The sequence below is a fragment of the Streptomyces sp. NPDC004732 genome (genome assembly GCF_040609235.1).
In the GTDB taxonomy this organism is placed as follows: Bacteria; Actinomycetota; Actinomycetes; order Streptomycetales; family Streptomycetaceae; genus Streptomyces.
Genome location: NZ_JBEXJR010000003.1, coordinates 676,623 through 697,138 on the forward strand (window position 1 = coordinate 676,623; position 20,516 = coordinate 697,138).

The 20,516-nt window shown below is 73.3% G+C and carries 11 protein-coding genes; 7 read left to right on the top strand and 4 right to left on the bottom strand.

The genetic code is table 11. The features are described 5' to 3' along the window. From ABZV77_RS12250 to ABZV77_RS12265, 4 genes are read left to right on the top strand one after another with little or no spacing between them, the layout of a single operon-like run. Entirely contained in the window at window positions 1-4,896 is a 4,896-nt protein-coding gene (locus ABZV77_RS12250) for a hypothetical protein (RefSeq protein WP_356254125.1), read from the top strand. Then, a complete protein-coding gene (locus ABZV77_RS12255; protein WP_356254128.1) occupies window positions 4,893-6,074 on the top strand; it encodes an AAA family ATPase in 1,182 nt (393 codons plus the stop codon). The genes ABZV77_RS12250 and ABZV77_RS12255 overlap by 4 nt, the downstream gene beginning before the upstream one ends. Beyond that, the gene (locus ABZV77_RS12260) at window positions 6,061-9,642 is read left to right on the top strand and encodes a DUF5682 family protein (protein ID WP_356254131.1); all 3,582 of its coding nucleotides are present in this window, start codon (window positions 6,061-6,063) and stop codon (window positions 9,640-9,642) included. The genes ABZV77_RS12255 and ABZV77_RS12260 overlap by 14 nt, the downstream gene beginning before the upstream one ends. Further along, window positions 9,639-11,573 carry a hypothetical protein gene (locus tag ABZV77_RS12265; protein ID WP_356254134.1) on the top strand — a complete coding sequence of 645 codons (1,935 nt, stop codon included), beginning with the start codon at window positions 9,639-9,641 and terminating at the stop codon, window positions 11,571-11,573. Before ABZV77_RS12260 ends, ABZV77_RS12265 begins: the two co-directional genes overlap by 4 nt. A 9-nt stretch (window positions 11,574-11,582) precedes the next feature. On the opposite strand, the gene ABZV77_RS12270 is transcribed toward ABZV77_RS12265, so the two are convergent. The 4 genes from ABZV77_RS12270 to ABZV77_RS12285 form a co-directional block, all read right to left on the bottom strand. Further along, window positions 11,583-12,836 carry a hypothetical protein gene (locus ABZV77_RS12270; RefSeq protein ID WP_356254137.1) on the bottom strand — a complete coding sequence of 418 codons (1,254 nt, stop codon included), beginning with the start codon at window positions 12,834-12,836 and terminating at the stop codon, window positions 11,583-11,585. Then, the gene (locus ABZV77_RS12275) at window positions 12,833-13,657 is read right to left on the bottom strand and encodes a transporter substrate-binding domain-containing protein (RefSeq protein ID WP_356254140.1); all 825 of its coding nucleotides are present in this window, start codon (window positions 13,655-13,657) and stop codon (window positions 12,833-12,835) included. Before ABZV77_RS12275 ends, ABZV77_RS12270 begins: the two co-directional genes overlap by 4 nt. Window positions 13,658-13,731: 74 nt before the next feature. Continuing rightward, entirely contained in the window at window positions 13,732-15,330 is a 1,599-nt protein-coding gene (locus ABZV77_RS12280) for a M81 family metallopeptidase (protein WP_356254143.1), read from the bottom strand. Further along, window positions 15,327-16,514, bottom strand: a complete 1,188-nt coding sequence (locus tag ABZV77_RS12285) for an ROK family protein (RefSeq protein ID WP_356254145.1) — start codon at window positions 16,512-16,514, stop codon at window positions 15,327-15,329. Before ABZV77_RS12285 ends, ABZV77_RS12280 begins: the two co-directional genes overlap by 4 nt. Window positions 16,515-16,801: 287 nt before the next feature. Between ABZV77_RS12285 and ABZV77_RS12290 the strand changes: the two genes are divergently transcribed. The 3 genes from ABZV77_RS12290 to ABZV77_RS12300 are packed head-to-tail and all read left to right on the top strand — an operon-like array spanning window position 16,802 to window position 20,501. Next, on the top strand, window positions 16,802-18,643 hold the full coding sequence (locus ABZV77_RS12290; RefSeq protein ID WP_356254148.1) for a peptide ABC transporter substrate-binding protein: 1,842 nt from the start codon (window positions 16,802-16,804) through the stop codon (window positions 18,641-18,643). Beyond that, window positions 18,640-19,599, top strand: coding sequence for an ABC transporter permease (locus ABZV77_RS12295; protein WP_356254151.1), 960 nt, complete (start codon window positions 18,640-18,642; stop codon window positions 19,597-19,599). The genes ABZV77_RS12290 and ABZV77_RS12295 overlap by 4 nt, the downstream gene beginning before the upstream one ends. Next, window positions 19,596-20,501 (top strand): ABC transporter permease, encoded by a 906-nt coding sequence (locus ABZV77_RS12300; RefSeq protein WP_356254154.1) that lies wholly within the window; start codon window positions 19,596-19,598, stop codon window positions 20,499-20,501. Before ABZV77_RS12295 ends, ABZV77_RS12300 begins: the two co-directional genes overlap by 4 nt. Window positions 20,502-20,516 lie beyond the last annotated feature (15 nt).

A 20,516-nucleotide genomic window follows, 5' to 3' on the forward strand; every position in this document is an offset into this window, starting at 1 on the left:
GTGAGCAGGGATCAGCGGCTGCTGGAGGCGGGGGCAGTGCTGCCGGGGGCCGGTGGCGGGGCCGGGGACACGCTGACCGCCCGGGCGTACGCGCACCCGGTGCTCGAGGGGCGCACGGTGGTGCGGCTGGTGCCCGAGGCGATCGGTCCCGCCGAGGATCTCGCCCTGGAGTACCTGGGGTTCGGCGCGGCCACGGCCGCCACGGTCGGGCGGGTGCAGCGCCAGTCGCTCGGGTTCCCCGCCTGGGCGCTGGTCAACGACCCGGCCAATGGGCGGCACGCCCTCGCCGTGGTCAAGGAGATGGAGCGGCTGGCCCGTCTGGTCACCAGTAAGCCCGGTCTGGCCAAGGAGGGCTTCGACGAGATCGGGGACCGCCTCGACCGTTCCGTGCCGCACTTCCTGCCGACGTACTACGAACAGGTCGCGCGGCTCTTCCTCGCGGCCGAGTCGCACCAGCACGCCTCGGTGTTCTTCGGCAAGGCGCGGGCGGCCGAGCAGCGGCACGCGCTGGAGATCGACGAGGAGCGGCTGCGGGAGGTGTTCCTGGAGTTCGCGGGCGCGGGGGCGCTCAGCGGCAAGGTGCTGCGCGAGCATGCCAAGGGCCTCGCGGCGCGGCTGACAGCGCAGGAAGCGTACGCGCAGTTCAGGACGCTCTCCTTGCAGCGCTGCGCGTCGGGCATCGCCCCGTACGCGGGCATGCTGGAGGACCTGCGGCGGCTGGCGAAGGGCGCGGGGCTCGCCGCCCGCGCCGAGGAGTGCTCGCTGCTCGCGGAGATCATTCATTCGGGGGCCATGACGCGCGCGGCAGGCAGCTTCTGGAAGTCCGCGCTGCCCGCGCTCGCCGAGCTGGCCCAGGCCGATCCGGCGGTGCGGCAGCGACTGTTGACGCTCCTGCCGACGGCCGGGGGTGATGCCAAGGACGCCTTCGACGAGGCATGGCTGGCGCTCCTGGACCGGTGCGGGGCCATCGACCTGCTCATGGAGGGGGCAGCGAGCGCCGCGGAGTGGCTGGGCGCGTGGGCGCGGCACCGGCAGCGCGGCTGGCGCGAGTCGAATCGGCTCGCCGCCGAACTGGCTCTGGTGGAGCGGCTGGCGCCCCGCCTGATCGCGGACGGCACGCCGGTGCGGCTCGTCGTGGACCGCGGCTGGCGGTGCGAGACGGACCTGGATCTCCTCGACGCCGCGCTCGCGGCCGGAGTGCCGGTCGCCGACCCGCCGAACGAGGAGAACGGCCTGGAGCTGCGGCACTGGCTGCAGGACGACAGTGAGGGCCGCAGGGATCTGGTGGCGCTCACCTCCGACGCCCGTTTCGCGCCGCTGCTGCGGGAGGGCGTGGAGAGCCTCTCGACCGCCGACGGACCGGCCGCCGAGCCCTCGGCACGGCTGGAGCGGGTCGCGGAGCATCCGGCGCTGCGCACGGTCCTCGCGGACTGGCTCGAACACCGTGCCGCGGACCTCGCCCGGCCCATGGGACTCCCGGGCCTGGACACGCTGTTGCGCAATGTCGCACGGTTCGCGAAGCCCTCCGTCCTGGCCACCGCGCCCGAAGCGGTCGAGCGGATCGCCTCCTTCGACCCGGCGCCGGTCCTCGCGCGGTCGCTGCGCTCGGGCATCTTCGACGAACTGGGCTGGCCCGCCCTCGAAGAGGCGCTCGGCACGCTCGGCGACATCAAGAAGCCGGCGGCGGCGCAGCCCCAGTGGCCCCACGTCGACAACAACGGCTACAAGTGCGCCGACGCCTGGCCCGCCCTCATCGTGCGGATCGGCACGCAGGTCGCGCTCGCCGGTCCCGAAGGCGTCCTGGACCAGCGCACGCTGAGCCTGCCGTCGAAGACCCAGGGGTACGGCGAGCCGACGGTGCGATTCGTCGACGGGCAGTGGCTGATCGCGTCGGGGTACGGCAACGAACGGCGGGCCGTGTGGTCCGGCAGCCCCGCGGACGTGTTCAAGCCGACCGGCCTCCAGGACGGCTGGCACGACGCGGGCACGGTCTCGGTGCCGCTCCCCGACGGCAGCCGGTGGTACGGCGCGCGACCCGTGCGCCCCGGGGACACCGCCTTCGCCGAACAGCGCCGCGAGGTCGCCTCGGACGGCATGGCCTCCTGGGTGCTGCACGAAAAGCGCTGGTGCGAGTACGACCCCGCGACCGCCCGTCGGGGCCGGGCCTCCGTGCCCGCGTTCTTCGACTCGGCGCTCGCCGGGGCGGCCCCGGGTGTACGCCTGGAGGAGGAGCAGTGCAGGCTGCTGCCCGTCCGGGCGGGCTTGGAGAGCTCGCCGTTCGGGAGCAAGGACGGGCTGCTCGGCTGGTGGGTGACGTACGACGAGAAGTCCGGGACCCGCAGGGCCTGTTCCGTCGATGGCACCCAAGGCCAGGCGACGGACGAGGGCTGGCCCACCGCTCCCCTGCGGCTGCCCGCCGGAGCGGTGCTCCACCCCGTGCAGCTCGGCTGGAACCAGTCGGTGATCGAACTGCGGGACGCGGACGGCGTGCCCGTCGCCCGCGTGCAGATCGGCGACCGGGGCAGCGCCCACACCGCGGGCACCCGTCTCATGCCGCCCCTCTGGTACTGGCACGCGCTGCGCCCGCGCGACGAGCGCGGCTCCGCGGCGCTCCGTGCGGTGACCGACGCGGACGCGGCGGCCCTGCTGACGGCCGTCCGGGGCGGCGAGAGCGCCGACGCGGCCGTGGCACGGCTGCTGCCCGACGTCACCGACGCGGCGCTCGCCCAGGGGGTGTCCGGGCTCCTCGCGGAGACCGCGCGCTGCGCCGAGCGGATCTCCAAGCTCGCCGAGCGGGCGCTCCGGAAGGCGGACACGGGGCAGGACGCCACGCCCGCGGTCCGGCACGCGTACGACAGCGTGTTGCGCGAAGCCTTCAAGAGCCTGTCGGGAACGCAGCACTTCTACGGCTTCTACCACCACTACGGCCGGGACGAACAGGACACGACGGCGATCGGGCAACTCACCGCGCTGCGCCGGGTGCTTGGCCCCGGTACCCCGGTCGACCAGCCGGGCCCGAACAGCACCGGTGTCGCCTGGCCGACGCTCATCGGGCCCGGCATGGCGGCGCTCGCCCTGCGGGCCACGGCGCCGACGACGGAGGACGCACACCGCGCGGCGCTGCTCGAATTCCTCGACGTCGTCCTCGCGGTGCGGGCCGACGACGACGCCGTGCTCGTCGACCCGCGCGGGCGGCTGCGGTCGGTGGAGCTCAAGACGTCGTACGAGGCCCGGCCCGAGCGCGTCGGCGAAGTCCTCACCGCCGGGGCGCGGCGCATGCTGATCGTGGGGTGCCGTCGGGTGGAGGGGGACGACGCGTTCTGGAGCGCCGTCGAGTACGACCCGTCCGGCGCCTTCGGCGCATGGGACGGGTTCGCCCTCACCTCCTCACAGGTGCACGGCGCCCCGAACGACCCGCGCCGGGCGCCCTCGCTGCGGCGACTTCTCGCGCTCGTCAGGGAGCGGGGACCGCTGCCCTACCGCCCGGAGCAGGCGGCGGAGCTCGCCGAGCGGATCGGCGTCGGACCGGTCACCGGGGCGCTGCTGCTGCTCGGGCTTCCCGGGCTGCAGGGATTCGGCAGGGACGGGCTGCTCCCCGCCGACTTCCTGAAGCCGCTGGGCGCCAAGAGCGCGGAGGCCAAGGCGGCACGGGGCGCGCTGCAGGACCTGCCCCTCCCCCAGCGGCAGGAATTCACCGCCGCGCTGGTGCCCGTCGACCCGGACCGCGTCGAGGCGCTGTGGACGACCGGCTTCGCGCTGGACGCCGCCGCCGACCAGTGGCTGGCAACCCGCGGCAGGCACCGCGTCGCCCCGCCCGAGCTGGTCGCCCAGGTGGTCGCCGACATCGGCCCTGGCCCCATCCTCGACCACGTCCTGAACCCCGGGACACGGCGCGAACTCACCGGGCGGACCGAGCAGAAGCTCGGCGACGGACTGCACCCGGAGGACCCCGAGGCACTCCTCGAAGGCAGCGATCTCGTCCCGTACGTGGGCATGCTGCGCTGGCTTGCGTACCGCCTGCCGTACGGCGATCCGCTGCGCCCGGTGCTGCCCGAGACGCTGCGGTTGCTGCGCGAGCGGCTCGCCGACCCCGGCCTGCTGCTCGACCTGCGGGTCAGCTGGGGCACGGACGGCAAGGTCACGGGCGGGCACGTGCGGGAGGCGTTCGGTCTGCCGCCGCGCGGCGGGGAGAACGACCGCGGCCTGGTGGACGCGGGCCCCGCCCTGGTCCTCGCCCCGATGCGGCACCGCAACGACTGGGACGCGGTGTGGGTGCGCCCCGCCGCGCTGCTGCCCGGCGCGAGCCACGAGAGCGGCCCGGACCACCCGGCGCTGACGCTCCTCACCGGCCTCGCCGGGAACAGCGACGCGCTGCGGGCCCTGCGGATGCTGCTCAGCGACGAGTTCACCGAGCTGCTCTCGGCCGACGGTCCCGCGGGGGCCGCGCAGCATCCGCTGACCGGCGCGCCCGCCCTGGTGACCGAGGCGGTGGCACGGTTCGGGCTCTCCGAGGACGCGGCCGTGATCTATCTGATGCTGCTCGCGCTGCCCGATCCGACGGACCGCCGCCAGGCGGCCTGGACGGGCTGGAAACCGGCCCGCCTGAAGCAGGCCAGGGCCGAACTCGCCGCCACGGAGCTGGTGGTGGAGGCCAAGCGGTCCCGCGCGGGCCGCTCCCTCTTCCTGCCCGGCGGCTGGCTCGACCGCAGCGCGCCCCTGCTGCCCGTGGAGAGCTGGAAGACCCCGCTGTTCCCGGAACCGGGCTTCCGCTTCGAGGTGCCGGGATGCCCGGTGCCCGAGCTGTACGCGCGGGCGTGGCAGCGGGTCGTCGACGGCGACGTGCCGGGCTACGAGGAGTTCAAGGAGCGGGGCGGCCGCAGGGGAGGCAGGCGATGAAGCAGCAGCCGACGGAACAGCAGTCGACGGAGCAACCGTCCACGGGTGGACGGCAGATGGAGCTGCCCGAGGACCGCTTCGCACAGGAGCTGGCCTTCCTCGCCGCGTACGACGAAGGCCCGCGGCCGCCCGGGTGGCTGCTGACGCCGCGCGCGGTGGTGGTCTTCGTCTGCGGTTCGGACGGCGAGGAGCTGCGCGACGGAGCGGGGCGGCGGCTCGTCGTGACCCGGAAGTTCGTGGGCGACAGACAGTTGGTGGAGCGGTGCGTGGTCACGCTCGCGGGCGAGCGGGGACTGCTGCTCGTCGGCGAGCCGGGCACCGCCAAGTCGATGCTGTCCGAGCTGCTCGCCGCCGCGGTGTGCGGCACCAGCGCGCTGACCGTGCAGGGCACCGCGGGCACCACGGAGGACCAGCTGCGGTACGGCTGGAACTACGCGATGCTGCTCGCCAAGGGCCCGAGCCGGGCGGCCCTCGTGCCCTCGCCGGTGCTCACCGCGATGGCGCGCGGCGCGGTCGCCAGGGTCGAGGAGGTCACCCGCTGTCTGCCCGAGGTGCAGGACTCCCTGGTGTCCCTCCTCTCCGAACGCCGCATCTCCGTACCGGAACTGGCAGGCCTTGCGGGACCGGACGGGGACGACGGCACGGTGCACGCGGTGCCCGGCTTCACCCTCATCGCCACGGCCAACCTGCGGGACCGTGGCGTCTCCGAGATGTCCGCGGCCCTCAAGCGGCGGTTCAACTTCGAGACGGTCGGCCCGATCGGTGACCTGGCGGCCGAGACCGAGCTGGTGCGGAGCCGGGCGACGGCGGCGCTGGCCCGCTCCGGCGCGGGCTTCGCCGTGGACGACACCGTCCTGGAGGCGCTGGTCACCGCCTTCCGCGACCTGCGCTCCGGGCGCAGCGCCGAGGGCTGGGAGGTCGAGCGGCCCTCGACGGTCATGTCGACGGCGGAGGCGGTGCAGGTCGCCACGTCGATGGGGATCGGCGCCGCGTATCTCGGGGACGGCCGGGACGTCGTGCGTACGCTGCCGGGCCATCTGCTCGGCACCGTGCGCAAGGACGACCCGGCGGACCACGCGCGGCTGCTCGGGTACTGGGACGGTCCGGTGCGGCGGCGTGCGGAGAGCGGGGCCGGGCTGTGGCGGACGTTGTGGGAGCTGCGTGATGACCTCGGGTGAGGGTGGGTACGGGGGCGGGGACTGGGGGCCGTCGCCGGAGGCGGTGCTTGCTGAGCTGGCCGGGTGCCGTGACCCGTATCTGATCGGGGTGCGGCACCATTCCCCGGCGCTCGCCGCCGCGCTCCCCGAACTGCTGAGGGCCGCCGCGCCCGAGGTGCTGCTCGTGGAGTTGCCGGAGGAGTTCACGCCGTGGCTCGGCCACCTCGGGGACCCGGCGACCGTGCCGCCCGTCGCGCTGGCGGGCAGTGCCGGGGCGGACGGGCTCGTCTTCCTGCCGTTCGCGGAGTTCTCTCCGGAGCTGGCGGCGATCCGCTGGGCGCGGGAGGCGGACGTGCCGGTGGTGGCGTTCGATCTGCCCCTGGTGGGGCGGGAGTTGGCGGGGCGGGAGTCGGTGGGCCGGGAGGAGACGGTGCGCGAGGGCGACGGGCGGGGCCGCCTGGTCTCCGCACTGCGGGCGCGGGCCGGGCTGCGCCCGGCGGACGACCTGTGGGACCGCCTCGTCGAGACGGCCGCTCCGGGCGGCACGGCGGAGGCGCTGCGGAGGGCCGCGCTGCTGGTCGGCTGGGCCCTGCGTACGGATGAGGGGGAAGTGTCGGCGTACGACCTGGCCCGTGAGGCGCACATGAGGCGCCGCCTCACGGAGCATGCGGGGGCGGGCCGACGGGCAGTGGCGGTGGTGGGTGCGTTCCATGCGGCGGCGCTGTGCGGTGGGGCCGGTGAGCCGGCCGACGGGCTGGACGGATCCGTGGGGGGCGGGGGATCTTCGGGCGGTCCCTCTGCAGTACAGGTGACCACCTCCCTCGTGCCCTACTCCGATCCGCTGTTGGACGAGCGTTCCGGGTATCCGGCCGGGATCCGTGATCCGGAGTGGCAGCGCGGTGTGTTCCGGGCGGGCGGCGAGGCCGACCGGCTCGACGAGCTGCTGACCGTCACCGCCGTGCGCATCTGCGCGGCGGTGCGGGCCACGGGGCATCCCAGCGGCCCCGCGGACGCACGTGAAGTGGTGCGGGTCGCGCGCGACTTGGCAGCGCTGCGCGGCCTGCCCGCGGCGGGCCGCGGGGAGCTCGTCGAGTCCGTGCAGACCGTGCTCACCCAGGGGCAGCTCCTCGGCCGTGGCCGGGTCGTCGCCGCGGCCATGGAGCAGGTGCTCGTCGGCGACCGGCGCGGACGGCTCGCCCCGGGCACACCCCGGTCCGGGCTCGGGCCCGCCGTGGAGGCGGAGCTCGGCGAGCTCTCGCTGCCGACACCTGAGGCGCCCGCGCGGCGCGAGCTGCGCCTGGATCCGCACCGTTCGGAGCTGGACCTGCGGCGCGAGGTGCTCCTGCGCCGCCTGGCGGTCTGCCGGATCCCGTACGGGGAGGAGGGCGACGTCGCACGGATCGGTGAGGCGGCCGCGCTCACCACGCGCTGGGCGGTGGAGTGGACGCCGTCGGTGGCGGCGATGCTGGACGTCGCGGGCGTCCACGGCGTGACGCTCGAACAGGCCTCGGCGGGCATGCTGCGACAGCGGCACGCGGCCGACGTGCGACACGGCGGGCCGACCGCGACGCACGTACTCACCGGCCTGGCGGACGCCGCGTCCTGCGCGCTGCCCGAGCTCGCGGCGCAACGGCTGACAGAGGCCGCCGAGTTGCTGCCCGCTTCCGGCACTCTGCCGGAACTGCTCGCCGGGCTCGACCTGTTGAACCGCATCGAGGCGGGCCAGCTGCCGGGGCTGCCCGGGCCATGGCGTGCCGCCGAGGTCGGCGCGGTGCGTGAGCAGCTCGGCGCGGCGGGGGTGCGGGCCCTCGACGGACTCACCGGTTCCACCGATGTGGCGGACGCCCGCGCGCTCGTGGACCTCGCCGTCCGCGCGGCCGAAGGGGGCGGGGGGTTGCGGCTCGCTGACGCGCTGGCCCGCCTCGACACGGAGGGCACGCCGCTGATCCGGGGCGCGGCGGGCACGGCCCGGGTGCTGCTCGGGCAGCGGGACGCCGATGACCTCGGCGTCCGGCTCGCGTCCCGCGTGGACGGCGCGGTGACGCCTGAGCTGCGCGTGGATCTCAGCGCGTTCTTCCAGGGCACGCTGGTGGCGGCGGGGCCTCTCCTGGAGACGGGCCGGGCGATGGACCCGCTGCTCGAACGCGTCGAGTCCCTCACGGACCGCGCCTTCCTCGACCGGCTGCCCGCGCTCCGTTCGGGCTTCGACGCCCTGTCTCCCGCGGCGCGCACGCGCATGCTCGCGGCGGTGGAGGACCGTACGGGTCTCGCGGCGGACACGCTGCCGACGACGGTCACCGACCCCGCGGCCCTCGCCCGGCTCGCGGAGGCGGATGTGGCGGGGCGGGAGGCGTTGGCGGCGGCGGGGCTGCCGGGGGCGGGTGCGGGTGCAGGGGTGGTGGAAGCGGGCCCCGGGGTGGAGCGGGCGGGCCCGGGGGTGGGTTCTGTCAGGCCGAGCTCTGCCCCGACCCTCGGCGCCCACGAGCGCTGGCGGCTCCTGCTCGGCAGGGCGCGGGGGCTCGGCGGGCGAGCGGGGCGCGTCGCCACCGCGCTGGACGAGCTGTACGGGAGCGGGCGCGGGGAAGGCTCCCGCGGTGAGGAAGGCCCCGGCAGCGGGTCAGGAGGCGGCACCGAAGCTTCGTACCCCGATGTCCGCAGCTGGTCGGAGGAGCTGGCCGCGCTGTTCGGGCCGGGGGTACGGGAGGAAGTGCTGGCCGCGGCGGCCGACGCAGGGCGCATCGACGCCGCCATGGAACTCGACCCCGCGACGGCACGCCCTTCGGTGGAGTTGCTGCGCACCGTCCTGTCCTACGCGGGCGGCATGCCGGAGAGCCAACTCGCCCGGCTGCGCCCCCTGGTGGCCCGCCTGGTGCAGGAGCTGACCAAGGCCCTGGCCACGCGGCTGCGCCCGGCGGTCACCGGTTTCGCACACCCCAGGCTCACCTCGCGGCCCGGCGGACCGCTGGACCTCGCGCGCACGGTGCGGGCCAACCTGGCGACCGCGCGCCGCGATCCGGTCACCGGCACGGTGACGGTGCTGCCCGAGCGGCCGGTGTTCCGCACCCGGGCGCGGAAGTCGGCGGACTGGCGGCTCGTACTGGTCGTGGACGTGTCCGGGTCGATGGAGGCGTCGACGATCTGGTCGGCACTCACCGCGTCCGTGCTCGCCGGGGTGCCCGCGCTCAGCACGCACTTCGTCGCCTTCTCCACGGAGGTTCTCGACCTCACCGACCAGGTGGACGATCCGCTCGGACTGCTCCTCGAGGTGCGGGTCGGCGGCGGCACCAGCATCGCGCGCGGGCTGCGTCACGCCCGCACCCTCGTGACCGTGCCGTCCCGCACCCTGGTGGTACTGATCAGCGACTTCGAGGAGGGAGGTCCCGTCGGCCCGCTCCTGTCGGAGGTACGGGCCTTGGTCGACGCGGGCTGCCACGTACTGGGCTGCGCCTCGCTCGACGACGCCGGGCGTCCCCGCTACTCGACGGGAGTGGCGGGGCAGTTGGTGACGGCGGGCATGCCGGTCGCGGCGCTGAGCCCGCTGGAGCTGGCCCGCTGGGTCGGCGAACGCATGGGAGGAGGGACGAGATGACCGGACAGTCCCCTGCGCAACCCGCGGAGCACGTGCTGCCCCCGGTGACCGCCGAAGTGGCCGCCACCGCGCTCGAACCGCTGCCCGCGCGGCTGCGCAAACGCGTCGACGGAGCGGTGGCCAAGGCGGCGGCCTGGCAGGTCGACACCACGGCGACCGACGAAGGCGCCGTGACCCGTGCGGTCGTCCGGGTCGACGACGAGACATCGGTGACCCTCGTCGCCCCGCACGGTGTCGTCACCACCGCGGACGACGTGACCTGCTCCTGCCTGCTCGCACCGGCCTGCCTGCACAGGGCGGCGGTGCTGCTGCGGGCGCCGCTGGCGGAGGAAACGCCGGATACAGAGAACGAGGGCGCAGAGGGCGAGGGCACCGAGCCGTCGGCCGACAGCCCCGGCACGGCCACACCCACACCCACACCCACACCCACAGCACCAGCACCAGCACCAGCACCAGCACCAGCACCAGCACCAACCCTCACGCCCGACCCAAGCCCCCCACCCCTCACCCCACCCCAAGCCACCGCCGCCCACACCCTCTGGACCGCGGCCACGGACGTCCTCGTCGCAGGAGTCGGCGGCGCCGGTGCCGTGCACCGTGCGCGACTGCTCCACGCCGCCCACTCCGCGCGGCTCGCCGCCCTGTACCGTCCCGCGGCGGCCGCGGTGCGCGTGGCGCGACAGCTCGGCGAAGCTGCCACGGAGGACCCGGGGTTCAGACTTGCGGACCTGGCGCAGGAGATCACCGAACTCCTCCACGTCCTGCACGGGTTGAGGACGCAGGGGTCCGCGGACCCCGCCCTCGTCGGGACGGCACGCCGTGCCTACCGGGCCGAGCGGCCCCTGCGCCTGCACGGCCTGTGCACGGAACCGGTGGTGACCGCTTCGGGGTACGCGGGTGCCGTGACCTACGCCCTGGCCCCGGACGGGCACCTTCGCACCGTGTCCGACGTGGCGCCCGGCGGCCCGGACCGGGTCCGGCGGGCGGCGGGGTCCGCCGTCCCCGGCGGGTGCGCGCTGTCGCTGCGCGAGCTCGGCGACGGGGGCGGAGTCTCCCTCACCGCACCGACCGTGTCGCCGGACGGCCGGATCGGCGCGGGGAGCACGGTGCGTTCGGTGCGGGCATCGGGCGCCGCATGGTCGCAGGCCCCGCTCGACGACCTGTGGCAGCGGCCGCCGCACACCCAGCTCGCCGACTCCCTGGCGTGGTTGGCGACCCCGGTCGAGGAGCGGACGTCCGCAGGCGGCGACCTCGTCTTCCTCCGGGGGACGGTCACCCCGACCGGTCTGGCCGTCCTCGACGGGCCGACGCTGCGCCTGCTCGCCCCGGACGAGCGGCCGGAGTTGCCGTACGCGGAAAATCTGCGCCTCATCGCGGCACGCCCCGGCCTGTCCCTGCGCGTCGTCGCGCGCGTCTCCCCCGACCGGCCCGGTGGCGTCCTCGCCCTGGCGGCCGCCTGGACCGGCCACGACGGCCGGACCTTCCGCGCCGACCTGGGGCTGCGGCGTCTGCACACCACCCAGCTGCCGCTCGAAACAGAGCCGTCCACACCGCCGACCGTCGAGCCCCCGACCCCGTATCCGTATCCGTCCCCGACCCCACCCCCATCGCTTCCCATGGAACTCGGACTCCTCCGCCGCGCCGTGGACCGCGCGGTGGCCGGTGGCCGCCCCATCGCCGCGGCGGACACCGGCGGCGAACTCCCCCGGCGCCTACGGACGGTGGGCCTCACCACCGGGGCCCTGTGCGCCCGGCGCCTCACGGACACGGCCGCCGACCGCACCCACGACGCGCTCGGCCGACTGCGCCCCGCCGACCCCGACGCGTACGCGGAGGCGTGGCTGGCCGCGTCCCTCTACACGAGCGCGGCCACCGCCTCGTTGCTCACCGCCGCATGGACGCCACGGATCCCGGAGGTCTCGCTCACGTAGCAGCCGACCTCATAGCGCGCCGACATCGCGCCCGACATCGCGCAACACGCGGCTCGTAAGGTCCGCGACCCAAACGTCCCTGAGCCGCGCACGGGGGCTGGCACCGCCACGACCGCTGCCCTCCCCGTGGTCGCCCCCGTCCAGCAACATCCGCATCAGCGCCACCGTGTCCGCGCGGTCCGTGCCCGTGGGAGCGGGCAGGTCGGCCAGGTGGGCTCCGGAGACGACGTCCGCCCCCGCTCCGGGGCTGTGGTGTGCCGCGGCCAGCGCCGCCAGCACGAAGCGCTCGACGTCGAGGGCTTCGTCCCATCGCGTCAGGAGGTGTGGCACCGCAGCGCCCACCGCATGCCGGACGGCGCGTTCCGCCTCGGTCTCCGCGGTGGTGTGGCCCAGCGCCGCGTGGCGGTCGGCCAGGGCCACGTCGTCCGCCGCGCCCGCGGTCGAGTGCCGGAGCAGGTCGAGGAGGAGCGCCGTTCTGGCGCCCGCCGGTACCGCGGGTTCCGTGGCGACCGCCACCAGGAAGGGCACCGCCTCCGCTGTCCCGGGCACGCACGTTCCCTGGTGCGCCACCGCGTCGTCCAGGTCGGCGAGGAAATCGCCGCCGGACTCGTACGGGTCCCCGAAGGCGAAGTCCTCGTCCAGCAGCCAGGCCACCGCCTCGGGGGCACCCACCTCTGGGCCGCCCTCCCCCACGACCTCCGCCTCGCTCCCGCTCCCGTGCAGACGCCCCGCCACCTCGACCACCGCCGCGACGAGAAGCGCCGGGTCGCCGGGCTCGGGCAGGACCCACGCCGGTGCCCGATGCCCGACCACCTCCTCCGCCACGGAAAGCCCGGGTTCCGGCGCGGCCAACACCGCCCCGGAGCTCTCGTGGAGCAGCCCCGACCGGTCGAACACCCGCTCCAGGGTCGACTCATGGCCCTCGGCACACCCCTCGCTGAATCCGCCGTGCGACCGTGCCACGTCCGCGACCCACCGTGCTTGTTCACTCAGGTACGGCCTGAAGACCGGTATCCGGTCCACGAACGTGCCGTCGCCCTCAGTGACGTACACCGCGAGCGAAAAGACCTGCCACCAGCCCCAAAGCTCCTCGCCGCGGACGGACTTGCCGTACCAGTCGCCGAGGTCGAAGGGCAGGGGACCGTGTTCGCGCACGGCGGCCAGCCGGTGCCCGTGCCGGGCGAGCGCGGCCGCCGCCTCCCCGGCCGCGCCTTCCGTCGGCACCGTCAAGGTGTACTGAACGCCCCAGCCCTGCTGGCTCACTTCATCCACTCCGCCTCGTACTTCGCGTACGTCCCGTCGTGCTTCGCCAGGTGCACGAACTGGTCGACGTACTCCTTGAACTCGTCGTCGCCGCGCGGCGTCGCATACGCCTTCTCGGAGAAGGTGAAGGGCTTCTCGGGGTGGAGGGAGCAGAGTTCGGCGTGGATCTTCGACTGGTAGAGCGTCTCGCTCGCGTCCGTCATCATCACGTCCGCACGGCCGTCGATGATCTCCTGGAAGATCGTGGTGTTCTCCGGGTGCAGCTTGATCGTCGCCTTCTTGATGTGGGCGCGCGCGAACTGCTCGTTGGTTCCGCCGGGGTTGACGATCACGGTCGTGCCGGGCTTGTCGATGTCCGCGAGGGCGCCCGCCCCGAACTTGTCCTTGTCGGCGCAGCGCACGACGGGGGTCTTGCCGTCCTCGCGCGTCGGCTCGCTGAAGTAGACCTGCCGGGCGCGCGGCAGCGTGATCGAGACGCCTCCGACGCCGATGTCACAGCGCCCCGCCGCCACGTCCTCGGTCAGGTTCGCCCAGGTCGTCGCCACGAACTTCGGCTTGGCTTCGAGGCTCTTCGCCAGATCCTGCGCCATCTTGATGTCGACGCCGCTGTACGTGCCGTCGGCGGGGTCGAGCTTCGTGAACGGGGCGTAGTCGCCGGTCGTGCAGACCTTCAGTACGCCCTTCTTCGGGACGGAGTCGAGGAGGGTCCCCCAGGTCCCCTGGTGCCGGTCCGGCCGCCGGGCCGCGTCCGGCGAGGCGGGCGCGGCGGCGGTGACGGCCAGCAGACAGACCAGGGCGGACAGGGTGGCGGCACGCTTCACGGGGGCTCCTCTGCGCTACGGGCGGCTCGAAGAGATCACCTTCGCAGACCCGTTCCGGCAGCTGAACCCCCTTCTCACGGTGCGAGCGGGGTGAGTTGGCCGAGCGGGGCAAGCCGCACCGGCGTCAGGTCAGGCACCCCACCGTCATACGCATCCTCGTCGAACGGATACAGCGGGCGCTCCACCCGGTGGTGGCCGAGCCGCAGCAGGTCCTGGTCCACGCCGCCCGGCGTGAGGGCGAGGAGCCAGTCGGCTGCCATGTCGTGGAGCTCGGGCTCCAGGTAGCCGATCTTCACGATCACGAGGTCGTACGTGCGGGGGTCGATGCCGAGACCGCCCTCCGCCGGGCCCATGAAGTCGGCGAGCGTGTGGAACGGCTTGCGGCGCTCGACGAGGACCACGGTGAGACCGCCGTGGCGCACGGCCGCCATGTCGACACCGCGGTCGTACGCGCCGCCCTCCGCCCGGTCCTGCTGGTCGGCGGCGCGCTGCAGGGCGACGACGGTGCCGGTGAGGTCGAAGGGGCCGCCGTGGTTCGCGTCGACCTTGCCCCCCACGCTCAGCGTGACCTCAGCGCCCACGCCCGCCTCGAAGCACCGGGCGACGGCCACCGGGTCGGTGATGCCGGGGTGGACGGCGGTGACCCGGCCGGCGCGGACGTCGTCGTTGGCGAGCAGTTTCTCCAGCACGTACGCGAGGTCGCCCGCGCCGCCCGCGGTCGGGTTGTCGCCCGAGTCGCTGATCAGGAAGGGCCGTGCGGTCGAGGCCGCCGCCTTCTCGATGCACTCCTCCGCGGAGCCCGTCGGGCCGACGAAGACGAAGTCGCGGCGCGCGTCCCAGTAGCGGCGGGCGAGCTTCTCGGCCTCGGCGGCGGCGCGTTCGGCGTCGTCGCCGGTGACGACGATGGCGGCCTTGCAGCGCGGCTCGTCGGCCCAGGCGTAGCCGACCCACAGGGCCGCGTCGAGGATGCCGGGGAGCTGTTCGATCTCGGCGAGCGAGGCGTAGAGGGACTTGGCGGGCTCCAGGCGGGTGCTGGTCTTCTCGCCGGGCAGCAGCACGGGGACCTGGACCCAGGCGCGGTGCGGGCGGGTGCCGTCGAGGAGGCAGCGGACGAGGTTGCGGGCCGCGCGCTCACGGGTCTCCCAGGCGTCCTCGTGCGGGGCGAGGCGGTGGGCGGTGAGCAGGTCGACCGGCTCGGCGAAGCGGCGCGAGACGTTGCCGTGCAGGTCCATGGCGGTGGAGATCATCGGGCGGCCCGTGCCGTCCGGGGTGCCCACGGCGTCGAGGGCGGCGCGCACCGCTTCGGTGAGGTCGGCCTCGGCGTCGGTGAGGCCGATGACGCTCATCGCGCCGTGGATGTCGTACACGAGGCCGTCGAGCGGGCCCGCCTCCCTGATGCGGGTGACGAGTTCGTTCTTGAGGATCAGGTACGACTCCGCTTCCACCGGTCCGCCGGGCAGCGAGGTCGCGTGCAGCAGGGGCACCCATTCGACGGTGGCGGCGAGGTCGGAGTCCGCCTGCGTCCACGTGTAGCGGTCGAGGAGGTCCTGGCCGCGGGTCTGGCGGAAGTCGTCGGTGGTGGAGCGGTGCGGGCAGAACGTGGACGACTCGATGCCGATGCCGCCGATGCCGATGCGCAGGCGGCGGGGGTTCGCGGAGGCGGAGGGGGTCATGCGGGTGCGCTCTCTTCCTGGGGTGCGGGGGCGGGGGCGGTCGGAAGGTGGCGGCGCAGTGCGGTGAGGCCCGCGCCGAGCAGGCCCGCGTCGACGCCGGTGACGGTGGTGGTGATCTCCAGGTCGGCCGTGGCGAGCGGCAGGCAGCGTTCGTAGAGGACGCCGCGCACGGCTGCGACCAGCGGTTCCGCGGTGGCGAGTACGCCGCCGAGGGCCACGGCCTGCGGGTTGAAGAAGTTGACGACGACGGACAGGACCGTGCCGATGTGCCGCCCCGCGGTGCGCACCAGGGTGGTGGCCTGCGGGTCGCCGTCGGCGACGAGCCGCAGCAGATCGCTGGTGTCGGACACCTCGACGCCCTGCAGCGCGAGTTCCCGGATCAGCGCCGCGCCGCTGGCGACGGTCTCCAGGCAGCCGATGTTGCCGCAGCTGCAGGGGCGGTCGCCTGCCGCGTCGACGCGGACGTGGCTGATGTCGCCCGCGCTGCCGTTGGCGCCGTCGTGCGGGCGGCCCGCGGAGATGACGCCGCTGCCGATGCCGCGGCCTGCCTTGACGACGACGAGATGCTCCAGCTCGGGCCGGGCCACGCGGTGTTCGCCGACGGCCATCATCGTCGCGTCGTTGTCGACGGTGACGGGGATGCCGAGCCGTTCCGCGAGCACGTCGCGCAGGGGGTAGCGGTGCCACCCGGGCATGCGGGAGGGGCTGAGGACGCGGCCGGTGCCGGGCTGCACGGGTCCGGGGAAGGCGACTCCGAAGGCGCGCACCGTGCGTCCCTCCGCGCGCTGCCGGGCGACGAGCGCGTCGGCCTGCTCGCAGAGCCAGTCGACGGCGGACTCGGGGCCCGCGGTGATGTCGTGCGGCAGGTCGACGGCGTCGGTGACGGTGCCGCCGAGGTCGACCGCGCCGAGCCGTGCGTGGTGGCTGCCGAGGTCCGCGGCGAGGGCGACGCCGCCCCGCGCGGCCACCCGCAGCAGCCTGGGCCTGCGCCCGCCGCGCGATGCGCCCTCGCCGGACTCGGTGAGCAGCCCGGCGTCGACCAGCTCCTGCACCCGCAGGGAGACCGTCGAGGGGGCGAGGCCCAGTTCGCGCACGAGATCGGCGCGCGACGTGGCCGCCCCCGACGAGACCAGGTGCACGATGTGCTGCCCCGAGCCTGGCTCGCCGAGTGGTGTTCCGGTCATGCCGCCCCCAGTTGCTTGCCTGCTGCTTGCCTGTCGCTGCGAATCGTCCTGCCGTGACGCCCGTTGCTTCGATCCGTACTGCCGTGATGCAGGTTCGTTCGATCTGTTCGTTCGACAACAGGACGAACACTAAGTCCGACCGAAGCAAGTTGGCTACCCCCTCCGAATTTCCCACTTCTTGCCGAATGAAGCTATTGACTTGTTTTTCACCCTCGGCCTAGCGTTCGGGCGCCGCCCCGTCGTACTCCGGCACGGGCCGGCCCCGTACCCCTTGGAGGCCCATCGCCATGCGCTCAATCAGGTCCGCGGCGGCCGCGCTGCTCGTCCTCGCGGCGGCCCTCACCGGCTGCACCCGTGAGGGCGGCCGCATCGACATGGGCCCCACCGGCGGCACCCCCGTCGAGGGCGGGACCGCCACGATGGCTCTGCCACCGGCGGCGACGCCCAACTGGATCTTCCCGATCGGCGCGCCCGGCTACGGCGCCTCGTACAACTACGGGATTCAGTCCCTGCTCTTCATGCCGGTCTACGACGCCGTACAGGACAAGGCGAAGGGCGAGCTGACCACGCACGGCCCCAGCACGCTCGGCCTGAAGCCGAAGTACAGCGACGGCAACAAGACCGTGACCGTGCCGCTGCGCGAGGGCGTGAAGTGGTCCGACGGCAAGCCCGTCACCGCCCGCGACCTGGAGTTCTGGTTCAACCTGGTGAAGGCCAACAAGGCGGACTGGGGCAACTATTCGGTCGGCACGATGCCCGACAACGTCAAGCGGTTCGAGACGCTCGACGACCACACCGTGCGGCTGCACCTGACCCGCGCGTACAACCCCGACTGGTTCACCGCCAACCAGCTCACCCTGATGCGCGCACTGCCCCGGCACGCCTGGGGCGCCAAGACGGACGGCGGGAAGATCGGCGACTGGGACCGCACCCCCGCGGGCGCCAAGGCCGTCTTCGCGCGGCTCACCCAGCACGCGAAGAGCCTTGGCTCGTACGGTTCCGATCCCCTCTGGAAGACGGTCAACGGGCCCTGGAAGCTGGCGGGCTGGCGCGACAGCGGGCAGGTCACCATCGTGCCGAACGAGAAGTTCACCGGCCCGAAGGCGGAGCGCCCGCACCTGGACAAGGTGGTCTTCAAGCCGTTCACGACGGCCGACTCCGAGTACAACGTGCTGCGTTCGGGCGGCGTCGACTACGGCTACATCCCGCCGTCGGTGATGGCGCAGAAGGAGAAGTTCGAGGAGAAGGGGTACCGCGTCGATCCGTGGGAGGGCTGGGCGGCGACGTACATCGTCTACAACTTCAACTCCACGCACGGCGGCTCGAAGATGGACCAGCTGTACATCCGTCAGGCCATGCAGCACCTCGTCGACCAGAAGGCGATGAGCAACGTCATCTGGCAGGGCAGCGCGACACCGACGCTCGGCCCGGTGCCGGTGACACCGAAGAGCCAGTACCTGTCCGGGAAGATGGAGAAGAACCAGTACCCGTTCTCCGTCGGCAAGGCCAAGGCGCTGCTTGAGCAGCACGGTTGGCGGATCGAGGACGGCACGGCGCGCTGTGTGCGCCCCGGCACCGGCGCGGACGAGTGCGGCAAGGGCATCGGGCGGAACGCGCCGCTCGAACTGACCCTGCTCTCCCAGTCGGGGTCGACCGAGACGACGAACATGATGCAGGAGCTCAAGTCGTCGCTCTCCAAGGGCGGCATTGACCTGACCGTGCGTCAGCAGCCGCTGAACTCGGTGCTCGGCAACTCCGTGCCGTGCAAGGCGAAGGACCCGGGCTGCAACTGGGACATGTCCTTCTTCGGCACGGCGGGCAGCTGGTACTACCCGCTCAACCCCAGCGGCGAGCAGCTCTTCTCGACGGGCGCCTCCGCCAACTTCGGCAACTACAGCGACAAGAAGGCGGACCGCATCATCCGGGGCGTGCAGTACTCCCCCGACATGAAGGCCGTGCACGAGTACGGCGAGTACCTCGCCGAGCAGCTGCCCGTGATGTGGATGCCGAACCCCGCGTACCAGGTCTCGGTGATCCGCAACGACCTGCGCGGCGTCTCGCAGAACCCGACCGTCACCTTCGCGCCCCAGCACTGGTACTACGTCAAGAAGAAGGGGGCCGAGAAGTGACCGGCTTCACCGGCTTTCTGGTCAAGCGCCTCCTCCAGGCGATCGTCGTCCTCTTCCTCGTGTCGGTCATCGTCTTCGTGCTCCTGCACATGCTCCCGGGCGGCCCCGCCCGCGCCATCCTCGGCCCGAAGGGCACCCCGCAGCAGATCGAGCACTTCAACCACCAGCAGGGGTACGACCGTTCACTGCCGATGCAGTACGCGATGTATCTGAAGCGGCTGCTCACGGGCGACCTCGGCGACTCCTTCAAGCTCAACTCGCCCGTCTTCGACCTGCTGACGCAGCGCCTGCCGAAGACCCTGCTCCTCACGGTCCTCTCCACCGTCCTCGCGGTCGTCATCGCCGTTCCGCTCGGCCTGCTGCAGGCCGTCCGCCGCGGCAAGGCCTCGGACTACGCGCTGACGGGCCTCGCCTTCCTGATGTACGCGACGCCGGTGTTCTTCCTCGGCCTCATCATGATCATCCTGTTTGCGCAGGTCATGCCCATCTTCCCGGCGGAGGCGCCACAGGGCGAGACGATCGGCGCACTCCTCGGCGACTTCACCGGGCTGATCCTCCCTGTGGTCACCATGGCCTTCGGCATCGTCGCGATGTTCAGCCGCTACATGCGCTCCGCGGTACTCGACAACCTCACCGAGGAATACGTCCGCACGGCGATGGCCAAGGGCCAGTCGAGCCGCCGGATCATGGTCAGGCACGTCCTGCGCAATGCGCTGATCCCCCTCGCGACGCTCCTCGGCCTCTATCTGCCGACCCTGTTCAGCGGCGCCCTCGTCGTCGAGTCGATGTTCAACTACCCCGGCATGGGGCTGCTGTTCTGGAACGCCGCGCAGGGCTCCGACTTCCCCGTACTGCTCGGCGTGACGCTCGTCGTCGGTGTCGCCACCGTCGTCGGCTCGCTGCTCACCGACGTGCTGTACGCCGTCCTCGACCCCCGGATACGGAGCGTGGCATGAGTACCACGGTCGCCCCTGTCACCGCGCCAGGCCACGAGGACGCCGCGCAGGCCACGCCGTCGCTGGCCCGCCGCACGCTGCGGGTCTTCACCGGCAACAAGCTCGCCCTGACGGGCGTGGTGGTGCTGCTCCTGCTGCTCGCGTTCAGCTACCTCGGCCCGCTGGTGTACGACACCCAGCAGGTCCACACCGACCTGTCGCAGGCGAACCTGCCGCCGGGCAGCTCCGGCCACCTCCTCGGCACCACCGACCTCGGCTACGACATGATCGGCCGTCTGATGGTCGCGGGGCAGACGTCGCTGGAGATCGGTCTGGCGGCCGGTCTGCTGGCCACGCTCTTCGGCACCGTCTACGGCGCGGTCTCCGGCTACTTCGGCGGCTGGGTCGACGCGGCGATGATGCGCGTCACGGACGCGGCGCTCGCCATCCCCGCGATGTTCCTGCTCGTCGTGGTGGCCGCGATCATCACGCCAAGCAAGGGCGTCCTCATCATGATCATCGCGGCGGTGGCCTGGCTGTCCCCCGCCCGTCTGGTCCGCGGCGAGGCGCTGTCGCTGCGCAACCGCGAGTACGTCCAGGCCATGCGGATGATGGGCGGCGGCGGTACGCGTGCCGTCTTCAAGCACATCGTGCCGAACGCCATCGGCACGGTCATCGTCAACTGCACGTTCCAGATCGCCGACGCCATCCTCTACGTCAGCTATCTCGCGTTCCTCGGCCTGAGCATCCCGCCGCCCTCCGCCGACTGGGGCTCGATGCTGTCGGCCGGGATCACCTACACCCAGAACGGCTACTGGTGGCTGATCTTCCCGCCGGGCATCGCGATCGTGCTGGTCGTCGCCGCGTTCAACTTCATCGGTGACGGACTGCGGGACGCGTTCGACGTGCGGCTGCGGAAGTAACAGGAGACCTGACAG